The organism is Thiohalocapsa halophila (assembly GCF_016583825.1).
Classification (GTDB): Bacteria; Pseudomonadota; Gammaproteobacteria; order Chromatiales; family Chromatiaceae; genus Thiohalocapsa; species Thiohalocapsa halophila.
In genome coordinates, this window is record NZ_NRRV01000098.1 from 1 (window position 1) to 17,786 (window position 17,786).

Consider the following 17,786-nt stretch of genomic DNA (forward strand, 5'->3'; position numbering starts at 1 on the left):
TGACGCTGTACTGGCCGTTCGACTCCTGGGAGCAGCTCCTCGACTTCATGCACGAGGCCCTGGAGCCCGCGACGCCGCCGCCTACTGGCCGCGCCGCTGCGCCAGGGCGGCAAATTTAGAATTGCTGCCGCTCCCACGCTGCCCTTTGCCCACTCCCGGCGCCGGGTTAGACTGGCGCTCCCAGCCCGCCGACCGACGCGCCCGCGCCCCATCTCGGCCCCATCCAGGCCCCAGCTCGGCCTCGCCGCAGTACCCGCACCATGAACGATCTCACGCCCGATTCTTCCGAGCGGCTCGACGTGTCCGCGCCCAGCGCGGAGAAAGACATCGCGCTCTTCGCCAACCTGCTCGGCGACGTGCTGCGCGAGTACAGCCGCAAGCGCGTGCTGGTGGTGGTGGAGCGCCTGCGCGACGGCTTCCTGACCCTGCGCGAGCAGGACGACCCGGAGCTGCGCGCCAAGCTCATGAAGCGCATCGACCAGTTGGACCCGCAGACCCTGTCCGAGGTCATCCGCGCCTACACCATCTACTTCTCGCTGGCGCACATCGCCGAAGAGGTCCAAAGCTTTCTCGCCAGGCGCAGCCGCATCAGCGCCGGCGGACGCCTGTGGCGGGGCTCCTTCGACCACACCCTGCGCCAGTTCGCGGAGGAGGGCGTCAGCGCCGAGCGCTTCCAGACCCTGCTGGACCGGCTGGTCTATCTGCCCGTGTTCACGGCCCACCCGACGGAGGCCAAGCGCCGCACCACGCTGGAGACCCAGCGGCGCATCTTCTTGCTGATGCTGGACTGGCGGCGCTCGGTGCTGAACGCCGAGGAAGAGCAGGACCGCATGGCGGAGATCTTGCGCGAGATCCAGATCCTGTGGAAGACCGACGAGGTCCGCGTGCACAAGCCGCAGGTCACCGATGAGGTCCGCCAGGGGCTCTACTTCTTCCATGCCTCGCTGTTCGAGACCCTGCCGCAGATCTACCGCAACCTGGAGCGGGCCGTGCGCCGCGCCTACGGGCCGGAGTCCGACATCCGGGTGCCGAGCTTCGTCGCCTTTGGCTCCTGGATCGGCGGCGACCGCGACGGCAATCCCTTCGTGAAGCCGGACACCACAGCGCTGGCCGTGCGCATGCACTGCGAGGAGGCGCTGACGGAATACATCCGCCGGGTCAAGGCCCTCACCCGCATCCTGAGCCACTCCAACACCCTGGTGCAGCCCTCCCAGGCCTTCCTCGACAGCCTGGACGAGGACGAGGACTACTGGCTCGGCGCCATGGGCCAGACCCCGCGGCGCTACTACCACGAGCCCTATCGGCGCAAGCTCGCCATCGTCCGCCACCGTCTGGAGACCAACCTGGCGCGAGTGCAGGCGCGCATCGCGCACCCGGAGGCGCCCACGGACATCATTAAGGGCTACGACGACGCCGAATCGGTGCTCTCGGACCTGCATCTGATCCGCGACTCCCTGGTGAGCCACGGCGATGCCAGCGCCGCCGACGGTCCGCTGGCAGACCTGATCCGCCTGGTGGAGAGCTTCGGGTTCCACCTGGTGCAGCTCGACGTGCGCCAGGAGTCCACCCGGCACACGGCCGCCGTCACCGAGCTCTTCGCCCGCCAGCCCGGCGCCCCCTTCTACGAGTCCTACACCGAGCCGCAAAAGCTCCAGGCGCTGGCGCAGGCCATCGCCCATCCCTATCCCTTCCTCATCGACAAGGGCACGCTCACACCCGACACGCGCGAGACGCTGGAGGTGTTCGAGGTCATGGCCCGCATGCGCGCGGAGATCAGCGCGCGTGTGTTCGGCTCCTACGTCATTTCCATGACCCACCACGCGAGCCACGTCATGGAGGTGATGCTGCTGGCGCGCCTCGCCGGGCTCGCCGGCAAGACGCCCAAGGGCTGGCATTGCGACATTCGCATCGCGCCGCTGTTCGAGACCATCGACGACCTCGAGCGCATTGACACCGTCATGTCGGCGCTCTTCGACAACGAGACCTATGCCGCGCTGCTCAAGGCATCCGGCAACCTGCAGGAGGTCATGCTCGGCTACTCGGACTCCTGCAAGGACGGCGGCATCATGTCCTCGGCCTGGAACCTCTACGAGGCGCAGGAGAAGATCGTCGCCCTGGCAGAAGGCCGCGGCGTGCACTGCCGGCTCTTCCACGGTCGCGGCGGCACCATCGGGCGCGGCGGGGGCCCCACCCACGAGTCCATCCTGTCCCAGCCCGACGACACCGTGCATGGGCAGATCAAGTTCACCGAGCAGGGGGAGGTGCTCTCCTACCGCTACGCCAACCCGGAGACCGCCCTCTACGAGCTCACCATGGGCATCAGCGGCCTCGTCAAGGCGAGCCGCTGCGTCATCGAGCCGCCGCCCAAGCCGCGCAAGGACTACCTCGGCATCATGGCGGAGCTCGCCCGCTGCGGCGAAGAGGCCTACCGCGAGCTGGTGGACGCCGAAGGGCTGCTGGACTACTTCTACGAAGTCACGCCCGTCGATGCCATTGCGCTCTTGAACATCGGCTCCCGGCCCTCCCACCGCAAGAAGGCGGACCGCTCGCTCAACTCCATCCGCGCCATTCCCTGGGTCTTCGGCTGGGCTCAGTCGCGCCACACCATTCCCGCCTGGTACGGCATCGGCAGCGCCATCGAGCGCTGGCGTGGCGGCGACCTGGAGCGCCTCGCCAAGCTCCAAAAGATGTACGAGGAATGGCCCTTCTTCCGCGCCATCCTCAGCAACACCCAAATGTCGCTGTTCAAGGCGGAGATGCACATCGCCGCCAGCTACACCCAGCTCGCCACCGACAAGGACCGCGCCGCGCGCATCTACGGCCTCATCGCCGCCGAATACGAGCGCACCCGCACCCAGGTGCTGAACATCGCCGGCCTGCACGGGCTGATGGAAGAAACCCCAGACCTCCAGCTCTCGCTGGCCCGGCGCAACACCTACCTCGACCCCCTCAACCACGTGCAGATCGCGCTGCTCCAGCGCTACCGCAGCAGCCCCGACCAAGACGACCGCGAGCAGTGGCTCGACCCGCTACTGCGCTCCATCAACGCCGTCGCCGCCGGCATGCGCAACACCGGCTAGCGCGGGAGCAGCCTCCGGCCGCGACAGCAGAGATCGAGGCCCACATCGCGGCAAGGATGCCGCTCCCAAAGCGCCAGGGGCCACCGTGGGAGCGGCCTCTGGCCGCGACAGCCAGCGTCGAGGCCCGTGTCGCGGCAAGGATGCCGCTCCCACAGCGCGAGGTTGCTGCTGTGGGAGCGGTCTCTGGCCGCGACAGCCAGCGCCGAGGCCCGCGTCGCGGAAAGGATGCCGCTCCCACAACGCCAAGGGCCACTGTGGGAGCGGCCTCTGGCCGCGACAGCCAGCGTCGAGGCCCATGTCGCGGCAAGGATGCCGCTCCCACAACGCCAGGGGCTGCCGTGGGAGCGGCCTCTGGCCGCGACAGCCAGCGTCGAGGCTCACGTCGCGGCAAGGATGCCGCTCCCACAGCGCCGAAGGCCACTGTGGGAGCGGCCTCCGGCCGCGACAGCCAGCGCCAAGGCCCACGTCGCGGCAAAGATGCCGCTCCCACAACGCCAAGGGCCACCGTGGGAGCGGCCTCTGGCCGCGACAGCCAGCGTCGAGGCCCGCGTCGCGGCAAGGATGCCGCTCCCACAGCGCGAGGTTGCTGCTGTGGGAGCGGCCTCTGGCCGCGACAGCCAGCGTCGAGGCTCACGTCGCGGCAAGGATGCCGCTCCCACAGCGCCAAGGCCCACTGTGGGAGCGGCCTCCGGCCGCGACAGCCCCTCTCTGCCTCGGCCCGCCCCGCAGATTGCGGACTCATCGGCTGACGTGCAGCCTGGAAACACAGCTGCTCGACTGGCTGCTTGCCCGGCAAACGGCTGAACGCAGGTTCCGCAGGACCCAATTCGGCGCCGGGCGCCGCGCGCCCGGGACCAGCCGAGCCCAACACTGCCAAACATCCCGACGCCCTGGCCAAAGCGCCACCGGGACCGCCGGCCACTGGCAGCCGCCGTTGCCAATGGACGCATGCCGCCCTCGGCGCCGCCGGGATCGCCTCAAAACGCTCGTGCAACATGGCCTTGCTCCGTCGCCAGTGTGGGCCGGGTAGCCAGACATGCCGCGCATATCACGCCAGTGTAGGCGGTCGCGACGGGGCAGGGGTGCTCGGTGCACCGTCGGAGCCCTCTGCCTGGCTGCCACAAGTGCGCTGCCCCGAACGGCTCGGGCGGCCGTCTCTGCTATGCTCGCAGCACGCCGGACAGCCACCGACCTCCATGCGTTGGTCCGTTGACGCAGCCGCACGGCATGCCCTATGAGCCTCGCCTTTCAGCTCTACGAGCAGATCAACGAAGCGCCCGATGACCGCACACGGTTCCGCTTGATCGTGGATGCGATCCGAACGCTGGAGGAGAGCCGGCCGCACCCGGGAGACATCGCCCGCGGCGCTGCCGTGCGTGAGGCCGAGCTGCGGCTGCAGAAGGAAATCGAGTTCGTCCGTAAGGACATGAAGGAGATCAAGCTGCGCCTGCAAGGCGAGATCGAGCTGATCCGCAAGGAGATCGAAGTGTGGCTCCGTACGATACGGATGAGCGGCAATGCCGGTGGTTGATGCTGACGGGCAGGGGCACCGTGCCGTCGTCGCCAACGCCGCCTCATCGGCACCTTACAGCTTGCGCATACAGAGATGACCACGACCAACCTGTACGAGCACGATATCCATGCCTGGACTCGGCAGACTGCTGAGCTGCTTAAGGCGCGTCGCTTTCAGGACATCGATGTCGAGCATCTGATCGAGGAGCTGGAGAACATGGCTCGTCGCGATCGCCAAGAGCTTGTCAGCCGGCTCAAAATACTGCTCGGCCATCTGCTGAAGTGGGAGTACCAGCCGACGCACCGTTGCAGCTCTTGGCTCGGCTCGATTCTGGAGCAACGGCTGCGGCTTCGGGACCTGCTGAGCAGCTCGCCGAGCCTCAAGCCGTTCCTGGCGGAAGCCGCCGACCTCGCTTACGCCGACGGGGCGCAACTGGCGAGCCGCGAAACTGGCTTGGCGATCACACAGTTTCCGGCGAGTCTCCCCTATCCGCTGGAGCGCTTGCTGGACGACGATTGGCTGCCGGATCATAGTCAGCCGTAATGCAGGAGCCCAGGGTGGCTAAGCGCAGCGGATCCGCCAGACGTGGGCAGCCGATGCGGATTAATTCAATATACCGTCCCCGCAATTGGGTCAAAGCCAGCGCGCCGTGGGAGCGGCCTCCGGCCGCGACAGCTCCGCTCAGGCCTCGAGTCGCGGCAAGGATGCCGCTCCCACAGCGCTCTGCACAAAGCCCCCTCATCCCGGCACCAAGACCCGACTCTCCGGCAGCACCGCCTGCAGTTTTGAGGCGAGCGCGCTCTTGGCGCCGTCGTCGCCGTGCACCAGCCGAATCTCCCGCGGCGGGGCAGGGACGCCGGTGACGAAGTCCACCAAGCTCTGCCGATCGGCATGGGCCGAGTATCCGCCGATGGTCTGCACCTGTGCAGAAATATCGTAGCGCTCGCCATCCAGCACCACATACCCGCCCCGGGGTCCGTAGCGCTGGATGTCCCGTCCCGGCGTCCCCGCCGCCTGATAGCCCACGAAGAGCACATCATGGCGCGGGTCCCCGAGCAGCGCCTTCAGATAGTTCACCACCCGGCCCCCGGCGCACATGCCGCTGGCGGCAATCACCACCGCCGGCTGCCGGCTTTGGGCCAGGTGGCGCACCATGCGCAGATGATCGTCATGGCGGTCGACGGTGACCAGCTCCTCGAAGGCCAGCGGATGACGCCCCTCGCGCACGCGGCCCTTGGCCTCGGCGTCCCAATGCGCACGCAGCTGTCGATAACCCCGCGTGAAATCCGCCGCCAGCGGCGAGTCCAGCACCACTTGTAGCTGCTGCCACGCCGCGCGCGGCTCGGGACCCTCGGCGCCGTGCAGATGAAACAGATCCTCCAACTCGTACAACAGCTCCTGGGTGCGACCGATACTGAACGCCGGGATCAGCACCGTGCCCTCATCGCGCAGCGCATGCTCGATCACCGCCCGCAGGCGCTCGGCGCGGGTAGCGCGGTCCTCGTGCAGCTGGTCGCCGTAGGTGCTCTCCAACACCAGCACATCCGCCCGGTCGGGAGACGCCGGCGCCGGCAGCAGCGGCGTATCCGGCGCACCTAGGTCCCCAGAAAACACCACGCGCTTTCCGTCGGCCTGACACTCCACGTACGCAGAGCCGAGAATATGCCCCGCCGGCTGCAGCCGGATCTGCCCGTCGGCGCCGTCGCCCGGCACCGGCTCGCCGGCCAGATCGACCCACTGCCCATAAGGCACCGCCACGATACGCTGGCGCAGCACCGCCAGCACCTGCTCGATCAGCCGCCGATTGCGGGTAAAGCCCACGGCCAGCGCATCCTCCAGCACCAACGGCAGCAGCGCCGCCGACGCCGGGCTGCACAGGATCGGCCCGCGAAACCCGGCGGCCAGCAGATACGGCAGCCGACCGACATGATCGATATGCACATGGGTAACCACCAGCGCCGCGATGGGCGCCACGGCAAAGCCGATCTCCAACTGCTCCGCCCGGGCGCCGTCCGCCCCCGCCTCCGCGCCCTGAAACAGCCCGCAGTCGATGAGCAGGGCGCGCCCGTCATCCAGCGTCAGCTGATGGCAGGAGCCGGTGACGCCGTCGACGGCGCCGTGGTGGAAAATCTGCATAGTCTCAATTCCACTTTTGCTCACAGCGTGAGACAGCGGCAGGGTCGGCCGCAATGACCCCAAGAGTGTACACCGCAGCCCGAGCACAACGCCGAAGCCCATACAACGCAGGCCCGCAGCCCCTAGAGTGGACAAGCGAAGCGTAGGTTGGACAAGCGAAGCGTAGAGTGGACAAGCGAAGCGTAGGGTGGACAAGCGAAGCGCAGTCCACCCCGTCTTCCACGGAGTGGGCGGCTCTGCAAGCGGCATCCAGGCCGGCCAATTAAGGTTACCGTCCCCGCAATTGCTGGCACGGTGGGAGCGGCATCCCTACCGCGACGAGCCTGGTACCCGCACCGTCGCGGCAAGGATGCCGCTCCCACAGCGCGAGGTTGCTGCTGTGGGAGCGGCCTCTGGCCGCGACAGCTTCGGTCGGGCCAGGAGTCGCGGCAAGGATGCCGCTCCCACAGCGCCAAAGCCTCTGTGGGAGCGGCCTCCGGCCGCGACAGCCAGCGCCGAGCCCCATGTCCCGGCAGGAATGCCGCTCCCACGCTGCGACACTCCGCAGCCCTCAGCCCTCAGCCCTCAGCCCTCAGCCCTCTCCCTCACCGTGCCACCTCGCTCAGCCGGACACCTTGCTCACGCGCGATCTCATGCAACGGATGCGGCGCGCGGCTGCGGGGTCGTATCACGAGATCGATCTTCTGATCGCCATAGATCGCTTCCAGCCGCCGCCGCAAAGCGGAGCGCCGCATCACGATGTCCCGCTCCAGATCCGTTTCGATGTAGAGGTCGATATCCCCGCCGCGCTTGCCGTCGTCGGTGCGGGAGCCGAACAGCCAGACCTGGGCAGTGTCGCCGAAGCTCTCCCGGACCGCCTGCACGACAGGGGCAATCGTTGCCGGATCGAGTCTCATTACCGGGAGTCCTCACTGGCGACCTGCGGCCACGCGTAAGCCGATCCGATCCTTCGCATAGGCCACCGTCCGGTCGAGCACGGCGAGCAGCTCCGGTGCGCCCGCGACAGCGAGCGTCAGCGCCTCCGCTCGCTCCTGCGCATGCTCCGGGTACTCGTGCATGAAGATGTTGCGCAAATCCCGCAGCCGCTTCCACGCCTGGAAGGACGGGATGATGCGACGCTTCTCCATGGCGTTGAGCACGTCGAGCTGCGAGATGGGCTGCTCCTCTTCCAGCAAAAGCAGGCTGCGAAACACCTTGCTCGCGAGCAGACCCTGAAGGTCCGCAAAGCGCACGCGGAAGGCATCCAGGCGCTCCTTGCCTTCATCGTCAAGCTGCTCGAGCAACGCACCGTCCAATGGCAGCAGATGTGCGGTGCGTCGGAGCGACACGCGCAGATTTTGGGCGACCCGTTCGGACTCGCGAACATTCGCGGCGAAGAGCGCAGCGAGCTTCGGATCGTAGGGCGGCGAAGCTGGGTCGTTCGGTGTCATGCGTCCCCGGAAACCCGATTTTGGCCATGAGTGTAGGTCATCGCGACGACGTACAGCAGCTCGCTGAGCGCAGGGTATCCCAGCTCGTGGGAGAGGCCTCTGGCCGCGACAGCCGCGTTCGAGGCCCCCGTCGCGGCAAGGATGCCGCTCCCACAGCGCCAGGGCCACTGTGGGAGCGGCCTCTGGCCGCGACAGCCGCGTTCGAGGCCCCGGTCGCGGCAAGGATGCCGCTCCCACAGCGCCAGGGGCCACTGTGGGAGCGGCCTCTGGCCGCGACAGCCAGCGCCGAGGCCCCCGTCGCGGCTAAGGATGCCGCTCCCAGAGCGCAAGGGGCGACTGTGGGAGCGGCCTCTGGCCGCGACAGCCGCGTTCGAGGCCCAGGTCGCGGCAATGATGCCGCTCCCACGGTGCCAAGGGCCACCGTGGGAGCGGCCTCTGGCCGCGACAGCTCCGGTCGGGCCACGAGTCGCGGCAAGGATGCCGCTCCCACAGCACCAAAGCCCCCGTGGGAGCGGCCTCCGGCCGCGACAAACACCCCCGCCGGCTCCGGCGCGGGCCTCTGCTATGATCCAAGCAGGCCCGAAAGATGCCAGCGTCAAAACATATCAGCCCTTCAACACAGCCCCACGCCCCCTCCCATGACCCTCGCCTTCGAGCTCTACGACCAGATCAACGAAGCGCCCGACGACCGCACACGGTTTCGTTTGCTCGTGGATGCGATCCGAGCGCTGGAGGAGCGATGGCCGCAACCCGGAGACATCGCTCGCGGTGCGGACGTGCGCGAGTCGGAGCTGCGGCTGCAGAAAGAGATCGAAATTGTTCGCAAGGAGATGAAGGAAGCAGAGCTGCGGCTCCAGGGAGAGATCGAAGGCATCCGCAAAGAGATAAAGGAGGTCGAGCTACGGCTCCAGGAAGAGATCGAAGGCGTCCGCAAGGAGATCGAAGGCGTCCGCAAGGAGATCGAAGGCGTCCGCAAGGAGATCGAAGGCGTCCGCAAAGAGATGAAGGAGGTCGAACTGCGGCTCCAAGGCGAGATCGAGCTGGTCCGCAAGGAAATCAAAGAGGTCGAGCTGCGCCTACAAAAGGAAATCGACCAAGTGCGCGTGGACCTCAAATCCACCGAGGCCAACCTGCGCACCGCCATCCACCGCCAGACCGTCTGGATCATCGGCGCCATCGGTGCCGTCACTGGTTTGATTCGCCTGCTCGACTGGCTGCTCGCCTAACAAACGACTGAGCCCCGGTCTTGCAGGCCCCAATCCGGCGCCCCGACCGCCGGGACCAAGCAAGCCTCACACGGCCAAACATCCCCACAGCTTAGCCAAAGCTCCACCGGGACTGCCGGCGTCCCGCCGGCCACGGGGAGCAGGGGCGTCCCGCCCCGCACCAGCACAGGCCGCCACCCCCGGCCACCGCCAGCCGCCCGTCCCAGTACCGACAAAACGCCGGCACCCCCCCTAGCAGCTCACCTCCAGCGCCGGCCCATGCAAGCCGGCGATCAAGTCGAGCAGGTCTTGCTGCGGAGCCAAGACGCTGCACCAGGCATCCGCCTAGACGAGCGAAATAAGGTTACCGTCCCCCTAATTACAGCGCCAAGGGTCGCCATGGGAGCGGCCTCCGGCCGCGACAGCCCGTCTCCGCCTCAGCCCTCCCTGCAGACTGCGGACTCGTCGGCTAAGGTGCAGCCTAGAACCACAGCGTCGCAGCCGTTCCCGAACCGGCCCCCGGAGCCGGCCGGGGACCTCGCCAGGTGCCACGATGATCAAGCAAACCTACGAAACTGACTTCCTACGCTGGACGCAGGAGCAATCCGCCCTGCTGCGCGCCGGCAAATGGGCAGAGCTGGACCAGGAGCACATCGCCGAAGAGCTGGAAGACATGGGCCGAGAACAAAAGCTCGCGCTGCAATCCCTGCTGCGCCAGATCCTGCTGCACCTCATCAAGTTGCAGTATTCGCCGGCCTCAGCGCCAAGGTCCAAGTGGACGGAAGAGATCATGGAGCTTCGCGACCAAGCCCAGGCTCGGATCGACGCCACCCCCAGCCTCAAGCACCATGCGCACGAGCTGTTCGACAAAGCCTGGCAGCAAGCCCGCAGGGCGGCACAGCGCATGTTCGAGCTGCATGGCGAGCAGGTCAGCGTGCCGGACATCTGTCCCCACAGCATCGAGCAGGCGCTCGACCCGGATTGTTTTCCCGGCAGCGAGCAGCGAACCGACCGTTGAGTGCCGCACCCACCGGTCGGCCCCGGCACCTGAGACACCCTCCCGGTGGCCGGCACCGGTTGCCACGGGCGCAGATCGGCCCGCCGGCCCGTCCCGCTTGCGCGGGCGGCGGCCTGGATCACCACTGCGTCCATGCGCGGGCGCGCCTTGCGTAGTCAGGGCTTCCAGCCCTGATTCTGTCAGGACAGGATGGCCTGACGATGCAGCCAGCGCTCAAGGCGACCGGAGTTATATGATCAAGGTCGCAGCGGCAGCCCTGCCGCGACTTCAGCACCAACAGCGGCGGTCGCGGCCAGTCACGATCCTGACGCCTACCAGTGCACCACTGCGGAAGTCGCGAGGCCAATCCCGGGTGCGCCGGCTTCAGTCGGCACCGCGGGGCTGGCAGACTTCAGTCCGCCGATGGCACGTGACCCTCGCCTTCGAGCTTTACGAGCAGATCAACGAATCACCCGACGACCGCACCCGGACCGGAAAGCGGATCTCCAACTGCGCCGCCCAACCGCTGTCCGGCCCGGCTTCGGCACCCTGAAGCGGCCAGCCGTCAATGAGCAGAGGGCGCCCGTCATCCAGGGTCGGCTGATGGCAGGAGCCGTTGACGCCGCCGTAGTGGAAAATCTGCATGGTCTCAACGCCACTCTCGCTCACAGCGTGAGACAGCGGCAGGGTCGCCCGCAATGACTCCAAAACTGTACACCGCAGCCCAAGCACAACGCCGCAGCCCATACAACGCGGGCCCGCAGCCCGTAGAGTGGCCAAGCGAAGCGTAGAGTGGACAAGCGAAGCGTAGGGTGGACAAGCGAAGCGCAGTCCACCCCGTCTTCCACGGAGTGGGCGGCTCTGCAAGCGGCATCCAGACCGGCCAATTAAGGTTACCGTCCCCGCAATTCGGTGCAATTGCTCTACCGCCACGGCTGGACACGCCAGCGCGTGTTGGACCTGTTCGCGGTGCTGGACTGGATGATGCGCCTACCGGAGAATCTCGAGCAGCAGCTGTGGCAAGACATCCAAGCCCTCGAAGGAGCCCAGGCAATGCGCTACATCACCAGTGTCGAACGCATCGGCCGCCGCATCGGCTGGAAGGACGGCCAACTCGCTGGCAAGCAGGAAGGCAAGCAGGAAGGCCAGGCCGCCTTGCTCGTCATGCTCCTATCCCAACGCTTCGGCCCGCTCAGCGAGGACACCCGCGCGCGCCTGGAGCAAGCCGACGCCGCCCAGCTCGAACGCTGGGCCAAGCGCCTGCTCGATGCCGCCACCCTCGCCGAGGTCTTCGACGAGCACTAAACCCCGGCGGCCCGCACGATCCCGGCACCGTGGGAGCGGCCTCCGGCCGCGACAGCCAGCGCGGAGGCCCGCGTCGCGGCAGGGATGCCGCTCCCACAGCGCCAATGGCCACTGTGGGAGCGGCCTCTGGCCGCGACAGCCGGCGCCGAGGCGTCCGTCGCGGCGAAGATGCCGCTCCCACGGTGCCAAGGGCCACCGTGGGAGCGGCCTCCGGCCGCCACAGCCAGCGTCGAGGTCCATGTCGCGGCAGGGATGCCGCTCCCACAGCGCCAGGGGCCTCTGTGGGAGCGGCCTCTGGCCGCGACAGCCGCGTTCGAGGCCCGTGTCGCGGCAGGGATGCCGCTCCCACAGCGTCAGGCGCCCCTGTGGGAGCGGCCTCTGGCCGCGACAGCCGCGTTCGAGGCCCCGTCGCGGCACGGATGCCGCTCCCACAGCGCCAATGGCGACTGTGGGAGCGGCCTCTGGCCGCGACAGCCAGCGTTGAGGCCCACGTCGCGGCAAGGATGCCGCTCCCACTTCCCGTCCCGAGCCGCGGCAGCCGCCTCCCTGCCGCGACGCCGAGCATCGTGACGTGTACGATAGTGCGCCTCCCGCCCCAGCACACTCCGACATCGAGCCCGATGACCGAGCCCGAAACACCGGCAGACGACTACGACAACCCATGGAAGACCATGCTGGCCCATGCCTTCCCGGAGCTGATGGCGTTCTACTTCCCCGATGCCCATGCCCGCATCGACTGGACCCGCGAGCACAGCTTTCTGGACACCGAGCTGCGCCAGGTGGTCCGCGACGCCGAGCTTGGCAAACGCGACGCCGATGCCCTGGTGCGGGTCACGCGCCAGGACGGCGCCGAGCAGTGGGTCTATATTCACATCGAAGTCCAAGGCCAGCGCGATGCGGACTTCGCCAAGCGCATGTTCACCTACAACTACCGCCTCTACGACCGCTACGACCAACCCATCGCCAGCCTCGCGATCCTCGCCGACCTGAGCCCCGAGTGGAAGCCCGCCGGCTTCGACCTAGAGCAACTGGGCTGCACGCACCGATTCCGCTTCCCGGTCGTGAAGCTGCTCGACTTCACTGATCGGCTGCACCAACTGGAGCGTGATCCCAACCCCTTCGCCCTCGTCACCGCCGCACACCTCTACACCGCCCGCACGCGCGAGGACCCCAACGCCCGCTACCGCTTCAAGCGCCGCCTGGTGCAATTGCTCTACCGCCACGGCTGGACACGCCAGCGCGTGCTCGACCTGTTCGCGGTGCTGGACTGGATGATGCGCCTGCCGGAGAATCTGGAGCAGCAGCTGTGGCAAGACATCCAAGCCCTCGAAGGAGCCCAGGCAATGCGCTACATCACCAGTGTCGAACGCATCGGCCGCCGCATCGGCTGGAAGGACGGCCAACTCGCTGGCAAGCAGGAAGGCAAGCGGGAAGGCAAGCAGGAAGGCCAGGCCGCCTTGCTCGTCATGCTCCTATCCCAACGCTTCGGCCCGCTCAGCGAGGACACCCGCGCGCGCCTGGAGCAAGCCGACGCCGCCCAGCTCGAGCGCTGGGCCAAGCGCCTGCTCGATGCCGCCACCCTCGCCGAGGTCTTCGACGAGCACTGAGCTTCCGCTCGTGCAGATCGTGGGAGCGGCCTCCGGCCGCGACAGCCAGCGCCGAACACCCCCGTCGCGGCAAGGATGCCGCTCCCACAGCGCCAAGGCCCACCGTGGGAGCGGCCTCTGGCCGCGACAGCCAGCGTCGAGCTCCGCGTCGCGGCAGGGATGCCGCTCCCACAGCGCCAGGGCCCACCGTGGGAACGGCCTCTGGCCGCGACGGCCAGCGTTGAGGCCCATGTCGCGGCAAGGATGCCGCTCCCACAGCGCCAGAGCCCCTGTGGGAGCGGCCTCCGGCCGCGACAGCCAGCGCCGAGGCCCGCGTCGCGGCACGGATGCCGCTCCCACAGCGCCAATGGCGACTGTGGGAGGGGCCTCTGGCCGCGACAGCCAGCGTTGAGGCCCACGTCGCGGCAAGGATGCCGCTCCCACTTCCCGTCCCGAGCCGCGGCAGCCGCCTCCCTGCCGCGACGCCGAGCGTCGTGACGTGTACGATAGTGGGCCTCCCGCCCCAGCACACTCCGACATCGAGCCCGATGACCGAGCCCGAAACACCGGCAGACGACTACGACAACCCCTGGAAGACCATGCTGGCCCATGCCTTCCCAGAGCTGATGGCGTTCTACTTCCCCGATGCCCATGCCCGCATCGACTGGACCCGCGAGCACAGCTTTCTGGACACCGAGCTGCGCCAGGTGGTCCGCGACGCCGAGCTTGGCAAACGCGACGCCGATGCCCTGGTGCGGGTCACGCGCCAGGACGGCGCCGAGCAGTGGGTCTATATTCACATCGAAGTCCAAGGCCAGCGCGATGCGGACTTCGCCAAGCGCATGTTCACCTACAACTACCGCCTCTACGACCGCTACGACCAACCCATCGCCAGCCTCGCGATCCTCGCCGACCTGAGCCCCGAGTGGAAGCCCGCCGGCTTCGACCTAGAGCAACTGGGCTGCACGCACCGATTCCGCTTCCCGGTCGTGAAGCTGCTCGACTTCACCGATCGGCTCCACCAACTGGAGCGCGATCCCAATCCCTTCGCCCTCGTCACCGCCGCACACCTCTACACCGCCCGCACGCGCGAGGACCCCAACGCCCGCTACCGCTTCAAGCGCCGGCTGGTGCAATTGCTCTACCGCCACGGCTGGACACGCCAGCGCGTGCTCGACCTGTTCGCGGTGCTGGACTGGATGATGCGCCTACCGGAGAATCTCGAGCAGCAGCTGTGGCAAGACATCCAAGCCCTCGAAGGAGCCCAGGCAATGCGCTACATCACCAGCGTCGAACGCATCGGCCGCCGCATCGGCTGGAAGGACGGCCAACTCGCTGGCAAGCAAGAAGGCAAGCAGGAAGGCCAGGCCGCCTTGCTCGTCATGCTCCTATCCCAACGCTTCGGCCCGCTCAGCGAGGACACCCGCGCGCGCCTGGAGCAAGCCGACGCCGCCCAGCTCGAGCGCTGGGCCAAGCGCCTGCTCGATGCCGCCACCCTCGCCGAGGTCTTCGACGAGCACTAAACCCCGGCGGCCCGCACGATCCCGGCACCGTGGGAGCGGCCTCCGGCCGCGACAAACACCACCCCCGCCGGCTCACTCCGACATCGAGCCCGATGACCGAGCCCGAAACACCGGCAGACGACTACGACAACCCATGGAAGACCATGCTGGCCCATGCCTTCCCGGAGCTGATGGCGTTCTATTTTCCCGATGCCCATGCCCGCATCGACTGGACGCGCGAGCACAGCTTTCTGGACACCGAGCTGCGCCAGGTGGTCCGCGACGCCGAGCTTGGCAAACGCGACGCCGATGCCCTGGTGCGGGTCACGCGCCAGGACGGCGCCGAGCAGTGGGTCTATATTCACATCGAAGTCCAAGGCCAGCGCGATGCGGACTTCGCCAAGCGCATGTTCACCTACAACTACCGCCTCTACGACCGCTACGACCAACCCATCGCCAGCCTCGCGATCCTCGCCGACCTGAGCCCCGACTGGAAGCCGAGGGGCTTCGACCTGCAGCAGCTCGGCTGTACGCACCGATTCCGCTTCCCGGTCGTGAAGCTGCTCGACTTCACCGATCGGCTGCACCAACTGGAGCGTGATCGCAACCCCTTCGCCCTCGTCACCGCCGCACATCTCTACACCGCCCGCACGCGCCATGACCCCAACGCCCGCTACCGCTTCAAGCGCCGTCTGGTGCAATTGCTCTACCGCCACGGCTGGACACGCCAGCGCGTGTTGGACCTGTTCGCGGTGCTGGACTGGATGATGCGCCTACCGGAGAATCTGGAGCAGCAGCTGTGGCAAGACATCCAAGCCCTCGAAGGAGCCCAGGCAATGCGCTACATCACCAGTGTCGAACGCATCGGCCGCCGCATCGGCTGGAAGGACGGCCAACTCGCTGGCAAGCAGGAAGGCAAGCAGGAAGGCAAGCGGGAAGGCAAGCAGGAAGGCCAGGCCGCCTTGCTCGTCATGCTCCTATCCCAACGCTTCGGCCCGCTCAGCGAGGACACCCGCGCGCGCCTGGAGCAAGCCGACGCCGCCCAGCTCGAACGCTGGGCCAAGCGCCTGCTCGATGCCGCCACCCTCGCCGAGGTCTTCGACGAGCACTAAACCCCGGCGGCCCGCACGATCCCGGCACCGTGGGAGCGGCCTCTGGCCGCGACGAACACCACCCCCGCCGGCTCAGGCGCGGGCCTCTGCTATGATCCAAGCAGCCCCGAAAGACGCCAGCGTCAAGACATATCAGCCCTTCAACACAGCCCCACGTCCCCTCCCATGACCCTCGCCTTCGATCTCTACGCGCAGCTCAACGAAGCCCCCGACGACCGCACCCGGTTTCGTCTGCTGGTGGACGCGATTCGGGCGCTGGAAGAGCGATGGCCGCAACCCGGAGACCTCGCCCGCGCTGCCGACGTGCGCGAGTCCGAGCTGCGGCTGCAAAAGGAAATCGAAGTCGTCCGCAAGGAGATCGAAGTCGTCCGCAAGGAGATGAAGGAGTCCGAGCTGCGGCTCCAGGGCGAGATCGAGAGTGTCCGCAAGGAGATCAAGGAGGTCGAGCTGCGGCTCCAAGGCGAGATCGAGGGCGTCCGCAAGGAGATCGAAGTCGTACGCAAGGAGATCAAAGAAGTCGAGCTGCGGCTGCAAAAGGAGATCGACCAAGTGCGCGTGGACCTCAAATCTACCGAGGCCAACCTGCGCACCGCCATCCATCGCCAGACCGTCTGGATCATCGGCGCCATCGGCGCCGTCACCGGCCTCATCCGCCTGCTGGACTGGCTGTTGGCCTAAAGGTTGACCAGCGGCAGCCGGGTCTGCCCACCACCACTGCCCAGCGGCGTCATCACCCGGCACCGGCCCGCCGCCGCGCAGATCCATCCACCGCCCCAAGAACCGCGTTTCGGGCAACGCTGCGGCGTCGTAGCGGACATCCCATGTGGGAGGCTCGGTCGACCCCGGGTGGCGAACATCCGGACGGACCGCAGCGCGGGCGCCCCGGCAACGCGCGGAACTGGACGGCCCATCGGCAATAGGTTTTGCCTATCGACGGGTTGGCGATTTCGCGCGGAGAAGAAGATAGATAAAAAAGATTTGACAGATGTATGGGAGGGTGGACAAGCGAAGCGTAGTCCACCCCGTCTTCCACGGAGTGGGCGGCTTTGCAAGCGGCATCGAGACCGACCAATTAAGGTAACCGTCCTCATAGTTCGGCACGCGCCCCCCTGTGTCAGAACGGCGCCGAGCAGTGGGTCTACATCCACATCGAAGCCCAAGGCCGGCGCGATGCGGACTTCGCCAAGCGCATGTTCACCTACACCTACTTGCCGGAGAATCTGGAGCGGCAGCTGTGGCGAGACATCCAAGCCCTCAAAGGAGCCCAGGCAATGCGCTACATCACCAGTGTCGAACGCATCGGCCGCCGCATCGGCTGGGAGGAAGGCAAGCAAGAAGGCGAGGCGGCCCTGCTTGTGATGCTTTTATCCCAACGCTTCGGCCCGCTCAGCGAGGACACCCGCGCGCGCCTGGAGCAAGCCGACGCCGCCCAGCTCGAGCGCTGGGCCAGGCGCCTGCTCGATGCCGCCACCCTCGCCGAGGTCTTCGACGAGCACTAAACCCCGGCGGCCCGCACGATCCCGGCGCCGTGGGAGCGGCCTCTGGCCGCGACAGCTAGCGCGGAGGCCCGCGTCGCGGCAGGGATGCCGCTCCCACAGCGCCAAGGGCCGCCGTGGGAGCGGCCTCTGGCCGCGACAGCCAGCGTCGAGCTCCGCGTCGCGGCAGGGATGCCGCTCCCAGTGCGCCCGCGAGGTCGCCTCATCAGCACGGTGAAAGTCCGTGTCGGAGTAAGCCGAAGCTCCGTAGCCAATGGTAACTGCGTCGCCGCGAGGCGGGGTGGGGAGCAACCGGAGGCGAACTGTCGGTCTGCAGGATAACGAACCCGATTCGGCGGGGTGTCGTGGCGAGCCCACTGGGAGGCGGCGAAGCCTGAAACTCACCGTGGACGCTGGTGTCCGGCGTGTAAAGCGATCCACGGGC

15 protein-coding genes are annotated in these 17,786 nt (G+C 67.5%); 11 read left to right on the plus strand and 4 right to left on the minus strand.

Annotated elements, in window-relative coordinates:
- The first annotated feature begins 260 nt into the window (after window positions 1-260).
- The 3 genes from ppc (at window position 261) to CKO31_RS23575 (ending at window position 5,136) form a co-directional block, all read left to right on the plus strand.
- On the plus strand, window positions 261-3,080 hold the full coding sequence (gene ppc, locus CKO31_RS23565) for a phosphoenolpyruvate carboxylase (protein ID WP_200242452.1): 2,820 nt from the start codon (window positions 261-263) through the stop codon (window positions 3,078-3,080).
- Between the two features lie 1,234 nt (window positions 3,081-4,314).
- A complete protein-coding gene (locus CKO31_RS23570; protein ID WP_200242453.1) occupies window positions 4,315-4,611 on the plus strand; it encodes a DUF1640 domain-containing protein in 297 nt (98 codons plus the stop codon).
- A gap of 75 nt (window positions 4,612-4,686) precedes the next feature.
- A complete protein-coding gene (locus tag CKO31_RS23575; RefSeq protein ID WP_200242456.1) occupies window positions 4,687-5,136 on the plus strand; it encodes a DUF29 domain-containing protein in 450 nt (149 codons plus the stop codon).
- 195 nt (window positions 5,137-5,331) lie between these two features.
- On the opposite strand, the gene CKO31_RS23580 is transcribed toward CKO31_RS23575, so the two are convergent.
- The 3 genes from CKO31_RS23580 to CKO31_RS23590 all read right to left on the minus strand — a co-directional run bounded on the left by CKO31_RS23580 (window position 5,332) and on the right by CKO31_RS23590 (window position 8,159).
- Window positions 5,332-6,729, minus strand: coding sequence for an MBL fold metallo-hydrolase (locus CKO31_RS23580; protein WP_200242459.1), 1,398 nt, complete (start codon window positions 6,727-6,729; stop codon window positions 5,332-5,334).
- 584 nt (window positions 6,730-7,313) lie between these two features.
- A complete protein-coding gene (locus CKO31_RS23585) occupies window positions 7,314-7,625 on the minus strand; it encodes a nucleotidyltransferase domain-containing protein (RefSeq protein WP_200242462.1) in 312 nt (103 codons plus the stop codon).
- A gap of 12 nt (window positions 7,626-7,637) precedes the next feature.
- The gene (locus CKO31_RS23590) at window positions 7,638-8,159 is read right to left on the minus strand and encodes a hypothetical protein (RefSeq protein ID WP_200242465.1); all 522 of its coding nucleotides are present in this window, start codon (window positions 8,157-8,159) and stop codon (window positions 7,638-7,640) included.
- A 638-nt stretch (window positions 8,160-8,797) separates the two neighbouring features.
- Between CKO31_RS23590 and CKO31_RS23595 the strand changes: the two genes are divergently transcribed.
- Both CKO31_RS23595 and CKO31_RS23600 read left to right on the plus strand, forming a co-directional pair.
- The gene (locus CKO31_RS23595; protein ID WP_200242468.1) at window positions 8,798-9,385 is read left to right on the plus strand and encodes a hypothetical protein; all 588 of its coding nucleotides are present in this window, start codon (window positions 8,798-8,800) and stop codon (window positions 9,383-9,385) included.
- Window positions 9,386-9,917: 532 nt separating this feature from the next.
- Window positions 9,918-10,382: a DUF29 domain-containing protein gene (locus tag CKO31_RS23600; protein ID WP_200242471.1), complete on the plus strand. Its 465-nt coding sequence runs from the start codon at window positions 9,918-9,920 to the stop codon at window positions 10,380-10,382.
- A gap of 429 nt (window positions 10,383-10,811) precedes the next feature.
- On the opposite strand, the gene CKO31_RS23605 is transcribed toward CKO31_RS23600, so the two are convergent.
- Window positions 10,812-11,006, minus strand: coding sequence for a hypothetical protein (locus tag CKO31_RS23605; protein WP_200242473.1), 195 nt, complete (start codon window positions 11,004-11,006; stop codon window positions 10,812-10,814).
- Between the two features lie 267 nt (window positions 11,007-11,273).
- Between CKO31_RS23605 and CKO31_RS23610 the strand changes: the two genes are divergently transcribed.
- From CKO31_RS23610 to CKO31_RS23635, 6 genes are all read left to right on the plus strand, one after another.
- A complete protein-coding gene (locus CKO31_RS23610) occupies window positions 11,274-11,666 on the plus strand; it encodes a DUF4351 domain-containing protein (RefSeq protein WP_200242474.1) in 393 nt (130 codons plus the stop codon).
- A 620-nt stretch (window positions 11,667-12,286) separates the two neighbouring features.
- Window positions 12,287-13,273, plus strand: a complete 987-nt coding sequence (locus CKO31_RS23615; protein ID WP_200242477.1) for a DUF4351 domain-containing protein — start codon at window positions 12,287-12,289, stop codon at window positions 13,271-13,273.
- Between the two features lie 527 nt (window positions 13,274-13,800).
- Complete coding sequence (locus CKO31_RS23620; RefSeq protein WP_200242480.1) at window positions 13,801-14,775, plus strand: DUF4351 domain-containing protein; 975 nt, start codon at window positions 13,801-13,803, stop codon at window positions 14,773-14,775.
- 92 nt (window positions 14,776-14,867) lie between these two features.
- On the plus strand, window positions 14,868-15,866 hold the full coding sequence (locus CKO31_RS23625; protein WP_200242482.1) for a DUF4351 domain-containing protein: 999 nt from the start codon (window positions 14,868-14,870) through the stop codon (window positions 15,864-15,866).
- Between the two features lie 165 nt (window positions 15,867-16,031).
- A complete protein-coding gene (locus CKO31_RS23630; RefSeq protein WP_200242485.1) occupies window positions 16,032-16,544 on the plus strand; it encodes a DUF1640 domain-containing protein in 513 nt (170 codons plus the stop codon).
- 512 nt (window positions 16,545-17,056) lie between these two features.
- Window positions 17,057-17,365: a DUF4351 domain-containing protein gene (locus CKO31_RS23635; protein ID WP_200242488.1), complete on the plus strand. Its 309-nt coding sequence runs from the start codon at window positions 17,057-17,059 to the stop codon at window positions 17,363-17,365.
- Window positions 17,366-17,786 lie beyond the last annotated feature (421 nt).

Coding starts and splice junctions, on each gene's coding strand:
- CKO31_RS23620 (WP_200242480.1), top strand. CDS start 13,801: ATGACCGAGCCCGAAACACCGGCAGACGACTACGACAACCCCTGGAAG.
- CKO31_RS23570 (WP_200242453.1), top strand. CDS start 4,315: ATGAGCCTCGCCTTTCAGCTCTACGAGCAGATCAACGAAGCGCCCGAT.
- CKO31_RS23630 (WP_200242485.1), top strand. CDS start 16,032: ATGACCCTCGCCTTCGATCTCTACGCGCAGCTCAACGAAGCCCCCGAC.
- CKO31_RS23625 (WP_200242482.1), top strand. CDS start 14,868: ATGACCGAGCCCGAAACACCGGCAGACGACTACGACAACCCATGGAAG.
- CKO31_RS23605 (WP_200242473.1), bottom strand. CDS start 11,006: ATGCAGATTTTCCACTACGGCGGCGTCAACGGCTCCTGCCATCAGCCG.
- CKO31_RS23590 (WP_200242465.1), bottom strand. CDS start 8,159: ATGACACCGAACGACCCAGCTTCGCCGCCCTACGATCCGAAGCTCGCT.
- CKO31_RS23635 (WP_200242488.1), top strand. CDS start 17,057: ATGTTCACCTACACCTACTTGCCGGAGAATCTGGAGCGGCAGCTGTGG.
- CKO31_RS23600 (WP_200242471.1), top strand. CDS start 9,918: ATGATCAAGCAAACCTACGAAACTGACTTCCTACGCTGGACGCAGGAG.
- CKO31_RS23595 (WP_200242468.1), top strand. CDS start 8,798: ATGACCCTCGCCTTCGAGCTCTACGACCAGATCAACGAAGCGCCCGAC.
- CKO31_RS23615 (WP_200242477.1), top strand. CDS start 12,287: ATGACCGAGCCCGAAACACCGGCAGACGACTACGACAACCCATGGAAG.
- CKO31_RS23580 (WP_200242459.1), bottom strand. CDS start 6,729: ATGCAGATTTTCCACCACGGCGCCGTCGACGGCGTCACCGGCTCCTGC.
- CKO31_RS23585 (WP_200242462.1), bottom strand. CDS start 7,625: ATGAGACTCGATCCGGCAACGATTGCCCCTGTCGTGCAGGCGGTCCGG.
- CKO31_RS23575 (WP_200242456.1), top strand. CDS start 4,687: ATGACCACGACCAACCTGTACGAGCACGATATCCATGCCTGGACTCGG.
- ppc (WP_200242452.1), top strand. CDS start 261: ATGAACGATCTCACGCCCGATTCTTCCGAGCGGCTCGACGTGTCCGCG.